Annotated in this window: 15 protein-coding genes; 4 read left to right on the forward strand and 11 right to left on the reverse strand. The window is 64.2% G+C overall.

Translation table 11 applies throughout. The features are described from left to right. The first annotated feature begins 423 nt into the window (after positions 1-423). The gene (locus RFM52_RS16230; RefSeq protein WP_320296765.1) at positions 424-2,403 is read left to right on the forward strand and encodes a M23 family metallopeptidase; all 1,980 of its coding nucleotides are present in this window, start codon (positions 424-426) and stop codon (positions 2,401-2,403) included. Between the two features lie 51 nt (positions 2,404-2,454). Here the strand turns inward: RFM52_RS16230 and RFM52_RS16235 are convergent, their stop codons facing one another. Further along, a complete protein-coding gene (locus RFM52_RS16235) occupies positions 2,455-4,008 on the reverse strand; it encodes an MFS transporter (RefSeq protein ID WP_320296764.1) in 1,554 nt (517 codons plus the stop codon). Positions 4,009-4,174: 166 nt separating this feature from the next. Here RFM52_RS16235 and RFM52_RS16240 point away from each other — a divergent pair, with 166 nt between their 5' ends. Then, complete coding sequence (locus RFM52_RS16240) at positions 4,175-4,807, forward strand: TMEM175 family protein (protein WP_320296763.1); 633 nt, start codon at positions 4,175-4,177, stop codon at positions 4,805-4,807. A 55-nt stretch (positions 4,808-4,862) separates the two neighbouring features. On the opposite strand, the gene RFM52_RS16245 is transcribed toward RFM52_RS16240, so the two are convergent. The 9 genes from RFM52_RS16245 to RFM52_RS16285 all read right to left on the reverse strand — a co-directional run bounded on the left by RFM52_RS16245 (position 4,863) and on the right by RFM52_RS16285 (position 17,246). Beyond that, complete coding sequence (locus RFM52_RS16245; protein WP_320296762.1) at positions 4,863-5,279, reverse strand: lysozyme inhibitor LprI family protein; 417 nt, start codon at positions 5,277-5,279, stop codon at positions 4,863-4,865. Continuing rightward, positions 5,276-6,841 carry a L,D-transpeptidase family protein gene (locus tag RFM52_RS16250; protein ID WP_320296761.1) on the reverse strand — a complete coding sequence of 522 codons (1,566 nt, stop codon included), beginning with the start codon at positions 6,839-6,841 and terminating at the stop codon, positions 5,276-5,278. Before RFM52_RS16250 ends, RFM52_RS16245 begins: the two co-directional genes overlap by 4 nt. A 193-nt stretch (positions 6,842-7,034) precedes the next feature. Beyond that, a complete protein-coding gene (locus RFM52_RS16255; RefSeq protein ID WP_320296760.1) occupies positions 7,035-7,400 on the reverse strand; it encodes an MmcQ/YjbR family DNA-binding protein in 366 nt (121 codons plus the stop codon). A 113-nt stretch (positions 7,401-7,513) separates the two neighbouring features. Next, on the reverse strand, positions 7,514-10,120 hold the full coding sequence (gene clpB / locus RFM52_RS16260) for an ATP-dependent chaperone ClpB (RefSeq protein WP_320296759.1): 2,607 nt from the start codon (positions 10,118-10,120) through the stop codon (positions 7,514-7,516). Between the two features lie 222 nt (positions 10,121-10,342). Next, the gene (locus RFM52_RS16265; protein ID WP_320296758.1) at positions 10,343-11,374 is read right to left on the reverse strand and encodes a DUF4167 domain-containing protein; all 1,032 of its coding nucleotides are present in this window, start codon (positions 11,372-11,374) and stop codon (positions 10,343-10,345) included. Positions 11,375-11,678: 304 nt separating this feature from the next. After that, positions 11,679-12,557 carry a peptide chain release factor N(5)-glutamine methyltransferase gene (gene prmC / locus RFM52_RS16270; protein WP_320296757.1) on the reverse strand — a complete coding sequence of 293 codons (879 nt, stop codon included), beginning with the start codon at positions 12,555-12,557 and terminating at the stop codon, positions 11,679-11,681. Beyond that, a complete protein-coding gene (gene prfA, locus RFM52_RS16275; RefSeq protein ID WP_320296756.1) occupies positions 12,550-13,629 on the reverse strand; it encodes a peptide chain release factor 1 in 1,080 nt (359 codons plus the stop codon). Before prfA ends, prmC begins: the two co-directional genes overlap by 8 nt. 9 nt (positions 13,630-13,638) lie before the next feature. Next, positions 13,639-15,909: a phosphoenolpyruvate--protein phosphotransferase gene (gene ptsP / locus RFM52_RS16280; protein WP_320296755.1), complete on the reverse strand. Its 2,271-nt coding sequence runs from the start codon at positions 15,907-15,909 to the stop codon at positions 13,639-13,641. An 83-nt stretch (positions 15,910-15,992) separates the two neighbouring features. Next, positions 15,993-17,246 (reverse strand): aspartate kinase, encoded by a 1,254-nt coding sequence (locus tag RFM52_RS16285; RefSeq protein WP_320296754.1) that lies wholly within the window; start codon positions 17,244-17,246, stop codon positions 15,993-15,995. 212 nt (positions 17,247-17,458) lie between these two features. On the opposite strand from RFM52_RS16285, the gene RFM52_RS16290 reads away from it, so the two are divergent. After that, positions 17,459-17,758 carry an antibiotic biosynthesis monooxygenase family protein gene (locus RFM52_RS16290; RefSeq protein WP_320296753.1) on the forward strand — a complete coding sequence of 100 codons (300 nt, stop codon included), beginning with the start codon at positions 17,459-17,461 and terminating at the stop codon, positions 17,756-17,758. 25 nt (positions 17,759-17,783) lie between these two features. Here the strand turns inward: RFM52_RS16290 and RFM52_RS16295 are convergent, their stop codons facing one another. Continuing rightward, on the reverse strand, positions 17,784-18,341 hold the full coding sequence (locus RFM52_RS16295) for a putative glycolipid-binding domain-containing protein (protein WP_320296752.1): 558 nt from the start codon (positions 18,339-18,341) through the stop codon (positions 17,784-17,786). Between the two features lie 283 nt (positions 18,342-18,624). Between RFM52_RS16295 and ubiG the strand changes: the two genes are divergently transcribed. Next, positions 18,625-19,374 carry a bifunctional 2-polyprenyl-6-hydroxyphenol methylase/3-demethylubiquinol 3-O-methyltransferase UbiG gene (ubiG, locus tag RFM52_RS16300; protein ID WP_320296751.1) on the forward strand — a complete coding sequence of 250 codons (750 nt, stop codon included), beginning with the start codon at positions 18,625-18,627 and terminating at the stop codon, positions 19,372-19,374. The last annotated feature ends 4 nt before the right edge of the window (positions 19,375-19,378 follow it).

Consider the following 19,378-nt stretch of genomic DNA (forward strand, 5'->3'; position numbering starts at 1 on the left):
GGGCAGATTTAGAAGCAAACTTCTTCGTCGCCAGCGGCGCACCGCCCTCGTTCGTGGGGCGTATATAGTCGGACCTCCGTCGACGCGTCAACACCGATTTCGAACTTTTTTGAATTTTTTGCGACGAATTTTTCGAACCGCTTTTTCGGTAGCCGACTGCCCTTGCGGCAGCCCTGGTGTCGTCCACAACGAGGCCCTATTGCCGCCGTATTGAGGCGTGAAACCGGCCCATATAAGGAATGCGCGCGCGTATGTGTGAGGCGCCTCCACGACAGACGACACGTGCGCCGTGCGCAGAACGCATGATTGGGGATATCGGCCCCGGCATGCCGTTTCGTTGACTTCAACCGCCGTGACAGGCAAATGTCATGGCCGCAACGATAACGACAAGCCGTTCGCCCGGGGAAGAAGCAGCCTTTCTGGATGCCAGACACGGAAGATGTCATAGCCGAACTCGGCAACGAGCCGCCGCTGATCGCGGACGGCCGCAGCGGTCCGCCGGACCGCCGCGAGGTCTCGGCCCGCTGGCTGTCGGGCACGTTCCTCACCGGCGTTACATCCAGTGTTTTGATGGGCGTGGCCTTGTTCGCCGCGCTTGATGGCCGCCAGCAGCTGGCGACCCCGCCCGAAATCGCCGAGCTCATCAGCCTTGCAGGCGGCGGCGATGATTCCGGCGAGCAGGCAAAGACCACCAGGCTGGTCGCGCCGCGCCAGATCGCCCGCGCAAAGGACCGGCGGCGCATGGAAGTGTCGATGGTCAACAAGGTCGGCGATCGCGACGTTATCCACACCATGCCTTTCGTGCAGGTCAAGATGGCGCTCGCCGCCGGCCACACAACCAACCGCCCCTACCCGCCATTCGACCCGATGCAGGTGTTTGGCGACGACAGCGACGACAATGCGCAGCCGGCAATGGCCGCCGCGGTCGCCGGGCAGATCTACGGCGCCAAGGTCGAAAGCGAGATGAGCCTGAAGACGGTCGATTTCCCGATCGAGACGGCCTCCTTCGACGAAAAGAGCGACCTTTCCGCCGACGAGGTGGAAAAGGTGGTGCGGGACGCCCGCAACGGCTTGAGCGACGGCGCCGTCCAGGTGGCGGCGCTGCATTATGTCGATCCGCAGCGATTCGGCGATGCCTTCGCCGAATCGATGGCCGGTTCCTATGACGTGAAGATCACGCAGGAAAACGTCTCGGTCGCGCCGCGCGCCACGCCGGACGATCAGACCCCGGCCTTCGCCGAGGAAATCATCCCCTTCACCAAGGATACCGATATCGTCGAGGCCTATGCCGATTCGGGTTACACGGGCGATGACGCCACCGGCATGGCGGAGGCGATCGGCAAGCTCCTGAACGCCCCGGCGCTGAAGGCCGGAACCGTGCTGCGCGTCGGTCTCGAAGTGCGCGGCGATGTCGCCAAGGTCGTGCGCACCAGCGTTTACGACAAGACCACGCATATCGTGACCATCGCCCTCGACGACCGCGGCCAGTATGTGCCGGCGCAGGAGCCCGAGGCCAATCCGGAACTTTTGACGGCGTTCGACGATTCGCAGCCCGTCGTGGTCCGCGGCAACCTGCCCAATATCTATGACGGCATCTACCGCGCCGCTTATTCCTACGGCATGTCGAAGGCGATGACGCAGAAGCTGATCAAGCTTCTCGCTTCCGACGTTGATTTCCAGTCGCGGCTTTCGCCGGCCGACCGCCTCGAAGTGCTGTTTTCGCAACCCGACGGCGACGACCAGACCTCCGACAATTCCGAGCTCCTCTATGTCTCGGCGACCTTCGGCGGTCAGACGCGCAACTTCTACCGCTTCCAGATGCAGGACGGCAGCACCGATTATTTCGACGAGAATGGCTCGAGCGCCAGGCAGTTCCTGCTGCGCAACCCGCTGCCCAACGGGCGCTTCACCTCTGGTTTCGGCGCGCGTCGGCACCCGATCCTTGGCTATGTGCGCATGCATACCGGCACCGACTGGGCCGCGCCTGTCGGCACGCCGATCATCGCCGCCGGCAACGGCGTCGTCGAAAAGGCCGGCTGGGCCGGCGGCTACGGCAAGCAGATCATCCTTCGCCATGCCAATGGCTACGAGACCTCCTACAACCACCAGAGCGCTTTCGCCAAAGGCATCGAACCTGGCGTTCATGTCCGGCAGGGTCAGGTCATAGGCTATCTCGGCCAGACCGGCCTCTCCACCGGCCCGCATCTTCACTACGAGCTGATCGTCAACGGCACCAAGGTCGACTCGATGCGTGTGCGTCTGCCGGTCGGCAAGGTGCTGAAGGGCGACGATCTCGTGGCTTTCAAGCGCGAGCGTGAGCGCATCGATGATCTTCTGAAGCAGGAAGACGGCAACTCGCTGAAAGTTGCCAGCGCCAAGACCGATTCGCAGCTTCCGAACTAAGGGTGTCTTGATATTCAGGTGATGCCGGCCTGACCTGAATCTCAATGCACCTTAATCACGCGAATCGTTTGTCTGCCTCGGCCAGGGCGATGCCTGTCCGGGAACCGTGAACCAGGCGGTGAGCGAAGAAAACACGCAAAGCAGCGTCGTGATCGCCGCGACCGCGGCGAAAGCCGAATCGCTTGCCGCGACTCTCGCCGCGTCGAGATTGGCCGCAAGCCCGGATGCGGGCGGCTCGCCGAAACCGGGTATCCCGGAGGCATTGCCGGTCATCCGAGCGTAAACCCAGGCCGCCAGCGAGCCCATTGCCGCCACCGCGATCAGGCCGCCAACGCGCGAGACCGCGTTGTTGATGCCGGACGCGGCCCCGGTATCCTTGTCCTCGACCGACGTCATGACCGCGGTCGACAGCGGCGACACGACCTGCGCCATGCCAAGCCCCATCAGCGCCATCAGCGGGAAGGTGCCGATCCAGAAATCGTGGATGCCGAAATGGGTGAGCAAGGCAAGGCCGGCGAAGGCGATCGCCACGACCATGCTGCCGCTGGCGATCGGGAAACGCGGACCTATACGATCCGACCACTGGCCGACCGGTCCGGACAAAAGCGCGATCGACGCCGACAGCGGCAGGAAGATGAAGCCGACCTCGGCCTCGCTCAGCCGCCAGCCGGCGATCAGAAGCATCGGCAGGTAGAACAGATTGGCCGACAGCGCGAAATAAAGGAAGAACGTCGCCAGATTGGCGCCGGCGAAGGCCCTGATTCGGAACAGGCCGAGATCGATCATCGGGTCGCGCCGCCTGAGCTCATAAAAGATGAAGGCAAAGAGCAGCACCACGCCGGCGACGATCGCCGGGCCCGACATCAATCCCGCGCCTTCGGCATTCATCGCCGTCAACCCGTAGGCGAGCAGGCCGAAAGCAAGCGTCGCCAGCGCAGCACCGCCAAGGTCGAGGCTGCGTTTTTCGGTCGGCTTGTCGGCCGGCACCTTGGCCAAAAGCAGATAGATGGAGATCAACCCAAGCGGCAGGTTGATGGCAAAGATCGCGCGCCAGACCCCATTGCCGAAAGTTGAGAGCACGAAGCCGCCGAGCACGGGACCGAGCGCCGTGGTCAACGCCGAAGCGGCAGCCCAGATGCCGATCGCCCGGCCGCGCTCCTTCTTCGGATAGGCCTTGGCGATGATGGCGAGGCTGCCCGGCACCATGATCGCCGCGCCGATGCCCTGGATGGCGCGGAAGGCGATCAACACAGCCGGATCGGGCGCCAGCGCGCAGGCAAGCGAAGCCGCGATGAACAGCGCGATCCCGGTCACGAAAGCACGCCGCAGACCGAACCGGTCGCCGGCGGCGCCGCCGGCCAGGATGAGCGCCGACAGCGTCAGCGCATAGGCGTTGGAAATCCACTGTGCCTGCGCCAGGCCGGCGCCGAGATCCACGCGCAGCGCCGGCATGGCGATCGCCAGGATCGAACCGTCGATGAAACCGAGCGCCGAGGCGAGGATCGCCGCGACCAGCACGAATTTTCGCTGCGTCTGAGGACAGAACGTACCGTTCGCCCGCGCGGGCGGATGCGAATCGGTTGTGGTTTCGTTCGCGGATGACATGAAGCTCTGCTTAGCCCCCTCGCGTGAGCGCAACAACAAGCCAGAGTATCGCTGTTCTTGAAACCAGAGACACTAACCGGGTGGCGAGGTGGGCTCATTCCTGATGCAAACCGCCGATCGCGTGCTAGGTTCCAGCATTGTGCGTGTGCGTGAAAGGGGGGAAGCCATGAAGCGGCCGCTCGAACCGTCGGCGGAAGGACGCGGACGCATCGTCGGCATAACCGACGGCGTCTTCGCCATCGCGCTGACCTTGATCGTGCTGGAGATCAGGGTGCCCTCGCACCAGGCGGTGCATTCGGAAAGCGAATTGCTCGTCGCGATCCTCGCGCTGGCGCCACGGTTCCTGACCTATGCGCTGAGCTTCCTGACATTGACCATCTTCTGGTTCGGCCAGCAGGCGCAGCATGGCCTGATCGCGAAATCGGACCGGCGGCTCGCGACGCTCAATCTGTGCTTCCTTGCCTTTATCGCGCTGCTGCCTTTCTCCACCGATCTTCTCGCCGATTTTCTGGAATTCAGGGTCGCGGTGCTGGTCTATTGGCTGAATCTGCTGATGCTGGGCGTCACGCTGTTTTCAAGCTGGCGGTATGCCGACAGGAACGGCATGATCGCCGAGGACGTCGATGCCGAGACGCGCCGCACCGTCTACAATCGCATCGTCAAGGCGCAGATCCTGTGGGCGATCGGCGCAGCGCTTTGCCTGATCACGCCGCTGCTCGGCATCGTCTTCATCCTGCTGGTGCAGCTGATTTACGCCACCGCGCCGCGCAGTTCGCTGCTGCGCCACATAATCGGCTGAAGAGCCGCCGACGAACTCCACCGTGGCGCCGAGCGACACCCGGCCTGGCAAGCTCTCACGCGTGGCGAAGCCGGCCTGGCTGTCCGTGGCCGTCGCGAACGCGCTGTTCCAGGGCGAGCGTGCGCTTGGTGATATCGTCCAGTTCGAACCCTTGCGAGAGCATGAATGCTCCCGATCCGGTGTCCGGATCGGCCGCAAGGCGATGTGTTTCCTTGAGGTGATGGCGGAGCCAGGCTTTCTGTTCCGCTTGCAGCCTGGCGCGCCCTGCACCGCTCTCGTGATGCAGCAGCGTCAGATAGGCGGCATTCAGTCTGGCATCCCACTTGCCGATTTCCGCCTTCCCGCAGTCCAGCATTTCATCCGTGGCGCCGTTTGCGCGATCGACGCATGCCGCCATCTCGTCGTCCGACTGCGCGTATGCGGATTGGCCGACGATCAAAAGCAGGCCGGCAAGCGCATATCTCGCGATCACTGGAGCTCCTCAGATTTTGCACCGACGTCCACGTCGCCGGGCGGATCCTGTTGCGCAATGTTGTCGGCCGAAGAGCCGCCGACGAACTCCACCGTGACGCCCGGCGACACCAGCTTGGCAAGCTCGCGCGCATCCCAGTTGGTCAGGCGCACGCAGCCATGGCTCTCGGTCTTGCCGATCTTGGAGGGATCGGGCGTGCCGTGGATGCCATAGGTCGGCTTGTCGAGCGCGATCCACACCGAGCCGACCGGACCATTCGGCCCCGGCGGGACGGTCAGGATCTTGTCGTTCTGGCCCTGCTTGAAATTGATGTTCGGATTGTAGGTGTAGTTCGGGTCGAGCGCGATGCGCGAGACGGCATGAATGCCGGTCGGCGAAGGCGTGTCGGCCGAGCCGATGGTCGCCGGATAGGCCGCGACCAGCTTGCCGCCGCCATCATACGCGTAGACTTCCTTCTTGGTCTTGTCGGCGACGATGCGCGCCACCGGCGTCGACACTAGCCTGCCGAAATTGGCGACCTTGATGATCGTGCCCGGGCGATTGAAGTCCAGGCCCTTGTTGATCGACTTCAGATAGGTCTCGTCCATGTGGAAGCGCTCGGCCAGCGCCTCGGTGACCGAGGTGTAGCACATGCAGTCGAGCTTGGCCTTCTGGCTGTAGTCCTCGGGGATCGAGGCGAGATAGTGGCCGGCCGCATCCTCCGGCGTGATCGTGTAGGAGGCAAAGGCGTCGCCGCCGGATTGGGCAAGCGCCGCCTGGATGCCGACTTCATCGGTCGATTTCAAACTGGTGCCGTTAATCTCGTTGTAGGCGGCCAGCGCCTTGTCGACATTCGAGCCGAAGCGCCCGTCGATCACGCCGGGCGAGGCGCCGCCGCGATCGAGCAGCACCTGAAGTGCCGCCACGTCCTGGCGCACCCCGAGCGACAACGACGGATCGACGGTGGCCTTGCCGCCGGTGTTCGGCGGCGGTGAAGGCTCGGCGGTCGGATTGGTTTGCAGCACTTCGCCCTGGCCCGGCTGCTCCGGGTCGATCGACGCCTCGTTTAGCGGCTGGCGCTTGATGGTGTTGGACTTCGGCGCCTCCGGATAAGTGGTCGCATAGCCCTCATCATTGTTGGGCGCCGGCGGGTAGGCATCGACGGAATTGTTATCGTTGGGGTCGTACTCATCGACCGGCGGCGGGATGACGCGGCCGTTCTCCTCCAGCTGCCGGCGGCGGAAGCGGGCCATGTCCTCGGGATTGTCGAGATAATAGCGGTCGTCGCCCTCGGCCGGTGCGCGGCCGAGTTCCTGCATGCGCATCTGCCGGCGAAGCGCGCGGCGATCGAGCCTGCTGCCTGGCGGCTGGATGGCGATGACCTTGCCGGTATCGGCGTCGACCAGAACGCGGTTGCCCCTGGCGTCGTAGTAGATGTCGATATTGCCTTCCTGAGCCAGCATCAGCACGCCGCGCTCGGTCGGGCGCACACCCTGCGCGCCATCCACGCTCGGCATGGCGAACGCACTTGAAGACACCAGCCCGGCCGCGAGTGCCGAAAGGGAAAAGATCAAGCGCAGCATGAGGGTCAAGCTCTCCGGTCGACTAGGTTTCTGGCGGGCGAACCCCTTCGCCAGCAAACCAGTTACCCAACTTAAGGTTCCAACATGAACCGGGCATGAAGATGGCGGTTTTCCGGTACCTTGAGGAATATCAGCTAGTGCATGTCGCGCAAAAGTGTGCAGCGGTTTTGCGAGAACGACATGCATAAGATCTCTAAGTCACGGCAAGCCCCAATTCCTTACGTGCCTGTTTGGTCAGCTTGAGGACGACCAGGCGATGGCTCTCGCGCAGATAGTCCTCGAGCGCCGCATCATCCATGCTTTGGCTTGTCTGACGCTGGATCCATTTCATGCCGCGCGAGGCAAGATAAGGCGCTGGGCGGCAGCCCGGCTGATCCTTCAGCACGTCATAGGCCATCTCGGAACATTTGAAGGTGACGAAGAGCTGCCCACCCTCGTTCCAGCCGCCAATGGCAAACACCTTGCCGCCGACCTTCCAGACATGGGCCCCGCCCCACTGGACCACATGCGTCGTCGCGGGCAGCGAGGCGCAGAAGCCGTTATAGTCTTCGAGTTTCATCGCGTTCTTCCCAGCCGTTCGAATCGGCAACCGATTATGCGCTGTCGCCGGGAATAACAAAGCGCGCCGCACCAGTCCGATGCGACGCGCCCTTCGTTTCAACTTGCCCGAGATCAGGCGGCGGCTTCCGTCGCCACCACGGTCGGCTTCGAGCGGAAGTTCAACCGATCCGAGCCAGCCGTGACCTTGACGGTCGAGCCGTCGAGGATCTCGCCGAGCAGGATCTTCTCCGCCAGCGGATCCTGCAGCTCCTTCTGCATCACCCGCTTCAGCGGCCTGGCGCCATAGGCCGGATCGTAGCCCTTCGAGGCCAGCCACTCGATCGCGTCGTGATCGAGCGACAGCGCGATCTTGCGATCGACGAGCAGGTTCTCCAGCCGCTTGAGCTGGATCTCGACGATGCGGTCCATGTCCTGCCGACGCAGCCGGTGGAACAGGATCACCTCGTCGACGCGGTTGAGGAACTCCGGCCGGAACGAGGCCTTCACCACAGCCATCACTTCGTCGCGCGCGGCGTCGACATCCTGGTCGTCTCTAAGGTTGACCAGATATTCGGCGCCGAGGTTGGACGTCATGATGATCAGCGTGTTGCGGAAGTCGACCGTGCGGCCCTGGCCATCGGTCAGCCTTCCGTCGTCGAGCACCTGCAGCAGCACGTTGAACACGTCGGGATGCGCCTTCTCGATCTCGTCGAACAGCACGACCTGGTACGGCCGGCGCCGCACCGCTTCGGTCAGCGCGCCGCCTTCCTCATAGCCGACATAGCCGGGAGGCGCGCCGATCAGCCGGGCGACGGAGTGCTTCTCCATGAACTCCGACATGTCGATGCGCACCAGCGCCGTCTCGTCGTCGAACAGGAAGCTGGCCAGCGCCTTAGTGAGCTCGGTCTTGCCGACGCCGGTCGGGCCGAGGAACATGAACGAGCCGATCGGCCGGTTCGGATCCTGCAGCCCGGCGCGGGCGCGGCGCACGGCCTTGGACACCGCCTGCACGGCTTCGCCCTGGCCGACGACGCGCTTGCCGATCTCGTCTTCCATGCGCAAAAGCTTCTCGCGCTGCCCTTCCAGCATCTTGTCGACCGGAATGCCGGTCCAGCGCGACACGACATGCGCGACATGGTCGGGCGTGACCACCTCTTCCACCATGCTGGTCTTGCCGTCCTGCGCTTCGGCTTCCTTGAGCTTCTTCTCGAGCTCCGGGATCTTGCCATAGGCAAGCTCGCCGGCGCGCTGGAACTCGCCCTTGCGCTGCGCGATCGCCAGTTCGTTGCGCGTCTCGTCGAGCTGCTTCTTCAGGTCGGCGGCAAGACCGAGCTTCTGCTTTTCGGCCTGCCACTTCGTGGTCAGCTCGCGCGATTCCTCCTCGAGGTCGGCAAGCTCCTTCTCCAGCCGGGCAAGCCGGTCCTTCGAAGCCTCGTCCTTCTCGACTTTCAAAGCCTCGCGCTCGATCTTGAGCTGCATGATGCGGCGGTCGATCTCGTCCAGCGCCTCGGGCTTGGAATCGACCTGCATGCGCAGCCTGGATGCCGCCTCGTCGACCAGGTCGATCGCCTTGTCCGGCAGGAAGCGGTCGGCGATGTAGCGGTTGGAAAGCGCCGCCGCCGACACGAGCGCGGAATCGGAGATGCGCACTTTGTGGTGCTGCTCGTACTTCTCCTTCAGGCCGCGCAGGATCGAAACCGTGTCCTCCACCGTCGGCTCGTCGACGAAGACGGGCTGGAAACGGCGGGCAAGCGCGGCATCTTTTTCGACATGCTTGCGGTATTCGTCGAGCGTGGTCGCGCCGACGCAGTGCAGTTCGCCGCGCGCCAGCGCGGGCTTCAACAGGTTCGATGCGTCCATCGCGCCATCAGCCTTGCCGGCGCCGACCAGCGTGTGCATCTCGTCGATGAACAGGATGATGTTGCCATTGGCCGAGGTGACTTCGTTGAGCACGGCCTTCAGCCGCTCTTCGAATTCGCCGCGATATTTGGCGCCGGCAATCAGCGCGCCCATGTCGAGCGCCATCAATTGCTTGTCCTTCAGCGATTCCGGCACGTCGCCATTGACGATGCGCAGCGCCAGGCCTTCGGCGATGGCCGTCTTGCCGACGCCCGGCTCGCCGATCAGCACAGGGTTGTTCTTGGTGCGCCGCGACAACACCTGGATGGTGCGGCGGATCTCGTCGTCACGGCCGATGACCGGGTCGAGCTTGCCGGCGCGGGCGTCGGCGGTGAGATCGCGCGCGTACTTCTTCAGCGCGTCATAGCCCTGCTCGGCGCTGGCCGAGTCCGCGGTGCGGCCCTTGCGGATATCGTTGATGGCCTGGTTGAGCGCCTGCGCGGTGACGCCCGCCTTGGACAGGATGTCGGCGGTCTTGGCCGACTTCTCCATGACAAGCGCCTGCAGCAGCCGCTCGACGGTGACGAAGCTGTCGCCGGCCTTCTTGGCCAGGTCCTCGGCGGTCGAGAACACCTTGGCGAGCGGCTGGGCAAGGTAGAGCTGGCCGTTGCCGCCCTCGACCTTGGGCATGGCCTCGAGCGCCGCCTCGACGCCGAGCTTGACGTCGCGGACATTGCCGCCGGCGCGCTCGATCAGTGACGCGGCGAGGCCCTCGTCATCGTCGACGAGCACCTTCAGCATATGTTCGGGGGTGAATTGCTGGTGGTTGCGCGAGAGCGCCATGGTCTGCGCGGACTGGATGAAGCCGCGCACGCGCTCCGAGTATTTTTCAAGATTCATGTCTGTCTCCTTCCATCACCGGCCCGCTTTGCGGCACCGGATCAGATTGCGGTGACGGACCCGCTCATTCGAGCCGGGCCCTGTTCAGCGCAGATATGGTGTATGGGCCGCGGTCCCTCAAGACGCCTTGATGTCGATCAAAGCAGAATATTCCAGGTGCGCACGAACGAAAACGGCGGAGATTCCTCTCCGCCGTCTGCAATGCCTGGAATGGTGTTTCGATCAGTTGTTCGCGTCGGCGACGACTGGCTCGCCGGGCGCTTCGCTGGCAACCGGCGCCGGCTCGCTGGCGACAGGCTCGCTCGCCGGCCTTGCCTCTTCGGCGGGCCTGGCATTGACCTCATCGCCATTGCTCACCGCGCTAGGTGCTTCGCCCGACTTTTCCGGGCTCGCGCCTTCAGGCTGGTCGCCCTGTTCGCCACTGGCCTGGTCGGCATAGCTGCCGCGGGGACGACGCGGACGCCGCGGGCGGCGGCTGCCGCTGTCCTGGGCGGCTTCATTGAGCTCGGCCTGAGCGGCAAGGGCTGCTGGCGAGAAACTGTCGAACTGCGGCGCCTGTTCAGGCGCGGCGCCGGCTTCCGCGGGAGCTTCGGGCTGCGCCTGCGCCTCATTGCGGCGGTTCTGGTCGAACTGCTGGCCGCCCTGCTCGCCACGCTGGCTGTTTTCACCGCGCTGGCCGCTCTGGCCATACTGACCGTAGCCGCCGTTGCGGCGGTCACGGTGCCGGTCGCGGCCATTGTTGTCGCGCTGCCCACCATCCCGCTGACCACTGTCGCGACGGTTGTTGTTGTCGCGGCCGTTTTCCTGGTTGTAGGCGAGTTCCGCCGGCGTGCCTTCGATCACCGGCTGCGGCCCTGAACCGTTCGCCGCGGCCGGCGCATCGGCACTGTTGTTGCCGGCATTGTCGAACTCCTCGCGATCCTCGTCGAGATCGTCGTCGAAGTCATCGCGGTTCTGCTGGACGTTCTGGATCGGCATCTGCGCCTGCGCTGCAGCGATGATGCGATTGTAGTGTTCGGCATGCTGGAGATAGTTCTCCGCCATCACCCTGTCGCCGGAGCTTTGCGCGTCACGGGCGAGTGTGGCGTATTTCTCGGCGATCTGCTGAGCCGATCCGCGGATCTTCACATCCGGGCCGTTGCTCTCGTAGGTGCGGGTCAGGGGGTTCGGCCCCTTGCGGTTGTTGTTGTTGCCACCGCCGCCGCCATTGTTGTTGCGACCGCGCATGCGCCTGTTCTGCTGTTGTGGCCTCATTAGACTCTCTTCATAGTGAATTTTCGAAAAAAACTTCACGAACGGAGGCGCTCATGCAGCCAGCCGTTTCGTTTCTTCACCGGCGTTCGCCCGCATCAATTGCGTTGGCGCCACGTGCCATCCTGTTCCGGTTACATCACTTGCCGGATGATTCCCGCACGAAGCTTGGGCGTCGTTTGCGCAAGAAGGCAGCTATTTCCAAGGAAAACCGAATCGCTGGGAGCACTGCCTGCTTCGTCTCATCCGGTTGAGCCGGACCCTAACTGCATTCCCCGGTATTGCCAAGCGGTTTTTTCGCACTGCATCAGGGCTTTCGCCGCTCGAACACCAGAACCCTATCATTACCGGCGAGGTCGCAATGTGCGGCGTTTAACGTATAGCCGGCCGCCGCGAAGATCCCGCTGACCTCGTTTTTCTGCGTGTGGCCGATCTCGACCGCTACCTTGCCTTGCGCTTCCAGAAATGCTGCCGCTTCGGCGGCGATGACCCTATAGGGGTCCAAACCATCCACACCGCCATCAAGGGCCCGGTGCGGGTCGAAATCGCGGACCTCGTCCTGCAGATTTCCAATGTCTCGAGTCGGTATATAGGGAGGGTTCGAGGCAATTACATGGTAACGGCCCGAAACTTTTTCGAACCAGTTGGAATGCAAGGCTTTGAAGCGTTCGCCGAGCCCCAGATCCCGGGCATTTCCGGCCGCGGTCGCCAGTGCATCGAGCGAAATGTCGATGCCCGTCGCGGTGGCCACCGGGACGGCGCCGAGCAGGGCCAGCGCGATGGCGCCGCTGCCTGTGCCTAGATCGAGAATACGGCATTCGCCTAGCCTTTCGGCCGTTGCCCGGGCGAAAGGCAGGACGGCGTCGACCAGCGTCTCGGTGTCCGGCCTGGGCTCCAGCGTCTCCGGCGAAAGCGACAGGCGCAAGCCGTAGAATTCGCGGTAGCCGAGGATGCGATGCACTGGCTCGCCTGCGACGCGACGCCTCAGGGCCGCTTCGATGGCCGAAAGCACCGAAGAACTCACCTTTTGCTCCGGTTGGGCAATGGCCTGGGTGCGGCTCGCGCCGGAGAAATGCTCGACGATCAGCCGGGAATCGAGCGCCGGATCGGCAATACCGGCGGCGGCCAGGCACTCGCGCGCCGCCCTGAGCAGCGGCCCGAGCGCGGCAGGCAGTTGGTCAGCCATCGAGGCTCATGTCGGCAAGCAGCTTCGACTGATGATCGGCGATCAGCGCGTCGACCACCTCGTCGAGCTCGCCCATCATCACCCGGTCGAGCTTGTAGAGCGTAAGGTTGATGCGGTGGTCGGTGACGCGCCCCTGCGGGAAATTATAGGTGCGGATGCGCTCCGACCGGTCGCCCGAGCCGACCTGCGATTTGCGCGACTCCGAGCGTTCCTCGTCGGCCCGGCTGCGCTCCAGGTCGTAGAGCCGCGCGCGCAGGATCTGCATGGCCTTGGCCCGGTTCTGGTGCTGCGACTTCTCAGCCTGCACCACCATGATCCCGGTCGGCAGATGCGTGATGCGGACCGCAGAGTCGGTGGTGTTGACGTGCTGACCGCCCGAACCCGAGGCGCGCATCGTGTCGATGCGGATGTCTTCGGGCCGGATCTCGATGTCGACCTCTTCCGCTTCCGGCAACACGGCAACGGTTGCCGCCGAGGTATGGATGCGCCCGCTGGCTTCGGTCGCCGGCACGCGCTGCACGCGATGCACGCCGGACTCGAACTTCAGATGGGCAAAGACACCCTTGCCGGAGATGGTGGCGATGATTTCCTTGTAGCCGCCGGCGTCGCCGTCACTGGCCGACACCGTCTCGAAACGCCAGCCGCGCTCCGCTGCGTAACGTTCGTACATGCGAAACAAATCGCCGGCGAAAAGCGCGGCTTCATCACCGCCGGTGCCGGCACGGATTTCGAGGATGGCGTTCTTGTCGTCGGCGGCATCCCTGGGCAAGAGCAGGATCTGGATGTCCTGTTGCAGCGCCTCGATACGTTCGTCCACGCCCGGCAGGTCCGCCTCGGCCAGCGCCCGCATCTCGGCATCGGTGCTCTTGTCGGCAAGCATCGCCTTGAGATCGGCCTGCTCCTGTTCGGCTGATCGCAACGCGCGGACCTTGGCAACCATCTCCTGGATCTCGGCATATTCCGACGCCATCCGAACATAGGCCTCGGGCGCCGGCCCGGCCGACATCTGCGCTTCGAGCATCTCGAAACGCTTGACGACTTGATCCATGCGGTCGCGGGGAAGGTTGATCATGGCGAGACGCTATAGCGGAATCGAACGGTCGTCGGCAAACGCCTGCAGCAAGGCTCGCATCGGCACTTTCTGGCTGGGCACCATCAGATTGTCGTCGAAAAAGGCCTTCAGTTCCTGCAGCGGCAGTTCGGTCAGCATTGCCTTGACCGGACCGATCGACGCCGGCGACATCGAGATCGAGCGGAAGCCGAGACCGATCAGCGCCATGGCAGATATGGGTTTTCCGGCCAGCTCGCCGCACAGCGTCACCGGCGTATGGTTGCGCGTGCCGGCATCGGCGATCGTCTTCAGCACCCTGAGGAAAGGCGTCGACAGATTGTCGAAACGGTCGGCCAGCTGGGTGTTGCCGCGATCGACGGCCATGACGAACTGGAAGAGGTCGTTGGAGCCGACCGAGACGAAATCAACCGCCTTCATCAATTCGTCGAGCTGGAACAAGAGCGAGGGCACTTCCAGCATCGCGCCGAGCTTGAGGCTGGTAGGCAGGTGGTGCGCGAAGCGCGACAAATGCCGAACCTCGCGGTCGATGATCTCGCGCGCCTGCGCGATTTCCGACAGCTCGGTGACCATTGGCAGCATCAGCTTCAGCTCGCGGCCGCCGCTGGCTTTCAGCATCGCCCGGATCTGCGTCCTGAGCAGCCCGGGACGATCGAGCGTCAGCCGGATCGCCCGCCAGCCCAGCGCCGGGTTCTCTTCCTGGATCGCTCCTTTGAAGTAAGGCAGCACCTTGTCGCCGCCGATGTCGATGGTGCGGAAAGTGACCGGCTTGCCGCGCGCGGCGTCGAGCACGTCGCGGTAAAGCCGCTCCTGCGCCTCGGCGCGCGGGAAGGTCGAGGCGACCATGAACTGCAGCTCGGTGCGGAACAGGCCGATGCCGGCGGCGCCCGACTCGGTCAGCTGCGGCAGGTCGACGGCAAGGCCCGCATTCATCAGGAGATCGACCGGAACCCCGTCCCTGGTCAGCGACGGCTTCTTGCGCAGCTCGCGATAGACTTCCTGCCGCCGGGCCCGGAACCGGACCTTTTCGGCATAGGCGGCTTCCAGGTCGGATTGCGGCCTGAGATGGATGGTGCCTTCCTCGCCGTCGACGATGATGGCATCGCCGTTTTCCGACATGGAAACGGCGCCTTTCACCTGTCCGGCGACCGGAATGCCCATGGCGCGCGCGACGATCACGACATGGCTGGTGGCGGCGCCGTCCTCCAGCACAAGGCCGCGCAGCTTGTCGCGCGGATAGTCGAGCAGCTCGGCCGCGCCCATCGAGCGGGCGACGATGATGGCGTCCTTGGGCAACGCTGCCGCGACATCCTCCGGCCCGCGCCCCATCAGCTGGCGCAAGAGCCGGTTGGCGAGGTCGTCGAAATCGCTCATCCGCTCGCGCAGATAGGGGTCGGTCATGTGCAGCATGCGCGCGCGCATGTCGCTCTGGACCTTTTCGACCGCCGCTTCCGCCGTCAGGCCGTTGCGGATCGCCTCTTCCAGACGACGCACCCAGCCGCTGTCATTGGCGAACATGCGGTAAGCCTCGAGGACCTCGCGGTGCTCGCCCTCGAAGGCGACCTCGCGCCGCTCCAGCATGTCGTCGATGGAGAGCCGGAGCGAGCCGAGCGAGGACTGCAGCCGGCGCACTTCCTCCTCGCTGTCCTCGTTGAACAGGTTGGTGACGACGATGCGCGGCTCGTGCAGCACGACATGGCCGAGACCGACGCCGTCGTTGAAGGAGACGCCGGTGAAGCTCGCCGGGCGGCGCAGGTCGAGCTCCAGCCCCGGCTTGGTCAGGCGGGCGAGATCGCCGGTGGCGATCATCTCGGCGATCACCATCGCCGTCGTTTCGAGCGCTTCGACCTCGTCGTCGCGATAGTGGCGCATGGTCTTGTTCTGCACCACCAGCACGCCCAGCGTTCGCCCTGCCCTCAGCACCGGCACGCCGAGGAAGGAATTATAGATCTCCTCGCCCGTCTCCGGCAGGTAGGCGAAAGCCGGATGTTCCTGCGCGTTGGAGAGGTTGAGCGGCCGCGCGCTGGCGGCGATCGTGCCGACAAGGCCCTGCCCGAGCCTGAGCTGCGCCAGGTGGACGGCGTTCGGGTTCAGACCCTCGGTGGCGTAGAGTTCGAGAACCGAGTCGGCGCGCAGCACATAGAGCGAGCAGACTTCGGCGACCATGTTGGAGGCGATGTCGCGCACGATGCGGTCGAGCCGCTCCTGCGGCTCCAGCGGCTCCTGCATGAGCTCGCGAAGCCGTTTGAGCAGAACGCGCGGGCCACTGGCCGTATCACGCATCGCGGCTTGTTCTCCAATGGGCATTTCGCCCGCCGCAGTTTCTCCCGCGGCCGGCGCTCACGCAACAACTGACTCAGTTCCTGCTATTGCTTATCCAGACCGTAGACGGAATGCAAAGTGCGAACCGCGAGTTCCGTGTAGGGACCATCGATCAGTATCGAGATTTTGATCTCGGAAGTGGTGATGGCGCGGATGTTGATCGCCTTGTCGGCCAGCGCCTTGAAGGCAGTGGCGGCAACGCCGGCGTGGCTCCTCATGCCGATGCCGATGACCGAGACCTTCGACATGCCGGCTTCCGACTGCACGACATCGTAGCCGACTTCCGGCTTGAGCTTCTCCAGAACCGCAAGCGCCTTGTCGACGTCGCCGGATGGCACGGTGAAGGTCATGTCGGTGAACTTGCCGTCCTCGGAGATGTTCTGGACGATCATGTCGACATTGATGTTGGCCTCGGCCAGCGGGCCGAAGATGCCGGCGGCGACGCCTGGACGGTCGCCGACGCGGCGCAGCGAAATCTGCGCTTCGTCCTTGGCGTAGGCAATTCCGGTGACGACCTGCTGTTCCACGATCTCTTCCTCGTCGCAAATGAGCGTTCCGGGCGGATTGAGCAAATCCCCCATTCCGGGCGCATCGGGATCGTCGAAGGACGACCGCACGAAGGTACGCACCCTGTGTACCATGGCAAGCTCGACCGAGCGCACCTGCAGCACCTTGGCGCCGAGCGAGGCCATTTCGAGCATTTCCTCGAAGGAAATCTTGGCCAGACGCCGGGCTTTCGGCTCGATGCGAGGGTCGGTCGTGTAGACGCCGTCGACGTCGGTATAGATGTCGCAGCGGTCGGCCTTGACCGCCGCCGCGATCGCCACGGCGCTCGTGTCGGAGCCGCCGCGGCCGAGCGTGGCGATGCGGTTGTCCGGCCCGATGCCCTGGAAACCGGCGATGACCGCCACCTGGCCCTCGCCGAAGCGCTTGATCAGGAAGGCGCCGTCGATGTCGAGGATGCGTGCCGCGCCATGGGCGCTGTCGGTCTTGATCGGGATCTGCCAGCCCTGCCAGGATCGTGCATGGATGCCCATATTCTGCAGCGTGATCGCCAGAAGACCGGCCGTGACCTGCTCGCCCGAAGCGACGACGGCGTCATATTCGCGCGCATCGTGCATGGGCGAGGCTTCGCGGGTCCAGCCGACCAGCTCGTTGGTCTTGCCGGCCATGGCCGAGACCACCACGGCAACGTCGTGGCCGGCATCGACCTCGCGTTTGACATGGCGCGCCACATTGCGGATGCGGGCGATGTCGGCGACCGAGGTTCCGCCGAATTTCATCACGATACGCGCCATGGAAGCGAAATGCCTTTGACTGAAGCCGGCTCAAGGCCGGCACCGGAGGAAACGCCAGGGCGACCCGGCGCGGAAATGCGCGGCCTCCTTAGCCAAAACAGCAAGGCTTCGCAAGCGAGCGCGCTTATAGCCGCCCCGGCACCGCTCATCCTGACGGATACCGTCGCCCGTCATGCCATAAGGCTGCCGAAACCGGGGCTTTGGAGATTCTGATGACCGAAACGCTGGAAATCGTCACCTTTCGCCTCAAGCCCGGCACCGAAGCCGGCTTTGTCGCCAACAATGGGCTCATGACGGATTGGCTTGCCCGGCAGCCTGGCTTTCTAAGCCGACAGCTCGGCAGGCGCGAGGATGGGGTGTGGGTCGACGTCGTGCGCTGGCAAAGCCTGGAACAGGCAAAGGCCGCGGCGGACCGCATCATGGCCGAGATTGGCGGCAGCGAAGCGGTGCAGGCGATCGACCCGGCCAGCGTCGAGATGAGCCATGCCGAGGTTGCGCTGTCTATGCCTTAACGCGACGGCCGACGCCCGATGCGGCTCAATTCAGCACAACGGCTTTCCAAAGGCCTGGATAGTCGACAATGAAGCCGACCGGCGAGGCCTCCAGCACCTGGTCGTAGCCGAATTTCGGCGCGGCATAGGCGTAGCGGCCGTCGTCGAGGCGACGGTAGTTCTGGTCCAGTCGTTCAAGCCTCAACTCCGGAAAGGCCAGATAGGCCGCCGGGGCAGGCGTCGCGTCGCCGACGGCAAGGTCGAAGCGGCGGATCGCCAAGAGGTTCGTCGCCGGCGTGAAGCCTAAATCGATATCGACAAGCCCGGCAACCTCCGCCTGCTCCGCACCATTCAGTATCCATCGGCCATCGGCCAGCCGTTCGACCTCATAGCGCAAGGTTTGCGTGCCGAGAAAGCCCTCGACGCTTGCGGAACATGTGCGCCAGTCGGCATCGCACTCCGCCGAATAGGCCAGGCTGCAGGGCCGGCCGTCATGTAGGAACAGCGCGTGACCGTTGAGCCGCCAACCGATCTCGGTCGCGCAAAGCAGGCAGGCATCGTGGCCTTCGAGATCGAGACGGCGCCAGAGGATCGAGGGCTGCATGATCGAGCTCCTTTTCGAACAGTCTATGGCGTCCCATTCGTGCGAAGTCGTGATTCCGTTTCAGCGTTGGTCCGACCAAGCTGCCACGTGCTGACGGTGTGGGCGCGTGGCAACAACCGAAAAACCTTGCCTTGACTTTTGGCGCCAAGGACCCGACTTCCTAGCGCCTACAGCGCCGCGCGTCCTTTGGGAGGCGCAAGGGACGCTGTAGCACTTTGACTTTACGCATGATCCTTTCCGAAAATCGATTCCGGCTTTCGGGGGCATGCGCTGGAGACCCGCCATGCCAGAGCCCCGCCGATCGACCATCGATGCCGGAGAAGTCGAGCGCTTCTCCGCCCTTGCCGCCGAATGGTGGAACCCGAACGGCAAGTTCCGTCCGCTGCATAAGTTCAATCCGGTGCGGCTTGCTTATATCCGCGACCAGGTGGCGGCGCGTTTCGGCCGCGATCCGCGCGCCGCGCGGCCGTTCGAAGGCCTGCGCTTCCTCGACATCGGCTGCGGCGGCGGGCTTTTGTGCGAGCCGATGGCCAGGCTTGGCGCCGAAGTGGTCGGCGCCGACGCTTCCGCGACCAACATTGAAGTGGCAAAGCTGCACGCGGCGGAGGCCGGCGTCAGCGTCGACTATCGCGCCACGACGGCCGAGGCGCTGGCCGACGCCGGCGAAACCTTCGACGTCATCCTCAACATGGAAGTGGTCGAGCATGTCGCCGACGTCGACCTGTTCGTCGCCAAATGCGGCCAGATGGTCCGCCCCGGCGGCATCATGTTCGTCGCCACCATCAACCGCACGCTGAAGGCGCTCGGCCTTGCCATTATCGGCGCCGAATATGTGCTGCGCTGGCTGCCGCGCGGCACGCATCAGTTCGGCAAGCTGGTGCGGCCGGAGGAGCTTGGGAAGGCGCTGGGCGCCGCCGGGCTCACGGTGATCGACCGCACCGGCGTCATCTATCATCCGCTGGCCGACCGCTGGCAGAAGTCCAGGGACATGGATGTCAACTATATGGTGCTGGCCGAGAAAGCTTCCGTCTGATCTC

Source organism: Mesorhizobium humile, from assembly GCF_033977215.1.
Lineage (GTDB): Bacteria > Pseudomonadota > Alphaproteobacteria > Rhizobiales > Rhizobiaceae > Mesorhizobium > Mesorhizobium humile.

What these genes read in the sequence shown, in the direction of transcription:
- RFM52_RS16230 (WP_320296765.1), top strand. Translation starts at nt 424, where the DNA reads ATGCCAGACACGGAAGATGTCATAGCCGAACTCGGCAACGAGCCGCCG.
- RFM52_RS16235 (WP_320296764.1), bottom strand. Translation starts at nt 4,008, where the DNA reads ATGTCATCCGCGAACGAAACCACAACCGATTCGCATCCGCCCGCGCGG.
- RFM52_RS16240 (WP_320296763.1), top strand. Translation starts at nt 4,175, where the DNA reads ATGAAGCGGCCGCTCGAACCGTCGGCGGAAGGACGCGGACGCATCGTC.
- RFM52_RS16250 (WP_320296761.1), bottom strand. Translation starts at nt 6,841, where the DNA reads ATGCTGCGCTTGATCTTTTCCCTTTCGGCACTCGCGGCCGGGCTGGTG.
- RFM52_RS16255 (WP_320296760.1), bottom strand. Translation starts at nt 7,400, where the DNA reads ATGAAACTCGAAGACTATAACGGCTTCTGCGCCTCGCTGCCCGCGACG.
- clpB (WP_320296759.1), bottom strand. Translation starts at nt 10,120, where the DNA reads ATGAATCTTGAAAAATACTCGGAGCGCGTGCGCGGCTTCATCCAGTCC.
- RFM52_RS16265 (WP_320296758.1), bottom strand. Translation starts at nt 11,374, where the DNA reads ATGAGGCCACAACAGCAGAACAGGCGCATGCGCGGTCGCAACAACAAT.
- prmC (WP_320296757.1), bottom strand. Translation starts at nt 12,557, where the DNA reads ATGGCTGACCAACTGCCTGCCGCGCTCGGGCCGCTGCTCAGGGCGGCG.
- prfA (WP_320296756.1), bottom strand. Translation starts at nt 13,629, where the DNA reads ATGATCAACCTTCCCCGCGACCGCATGGATCAAGTCGTCAAGCGTTTC.
- ptsP (WP_320296755.1), bottom strand. Translation starts at nt 15,909, where the DNA reads ATGCGTGATACGGCCAGTGGCCCGCGCGTTCTGCTCAAACGGCTTCGC.
- RFM52_RS16285 (WP_320296754.1), bottom strand. Translation starts at nt 17,246, where the DNA reads ATGGCGCGTATCGTGATGAAATTCGGCGGAACCTCGGTCGCCGACATC.
- RFM52_RS16290 (WP_320296753.1), top strand. Translation starts at nt 17,459, where the DNA reads ATGACCGAAACGCTGGAAATCGTCACCTTTCGCCTCAAGCCCGGCACC.
- RFM52_RS16295 (WP_320296752.1), bottom strand. Translation starts at nt 18,341, where the DNA reads ATGCAGCCCTCGATCCTCTGGCGCCGTCTCGATCTCGAAGGCCACGAT.
- ubiG (WP_320296751.1), top strand. Translation starts at nt 18,625, where the DNA reads ATGCCAGAGCCCCGCCGATCGACCATCGATGCCGGAGAAGTCGAGCGC.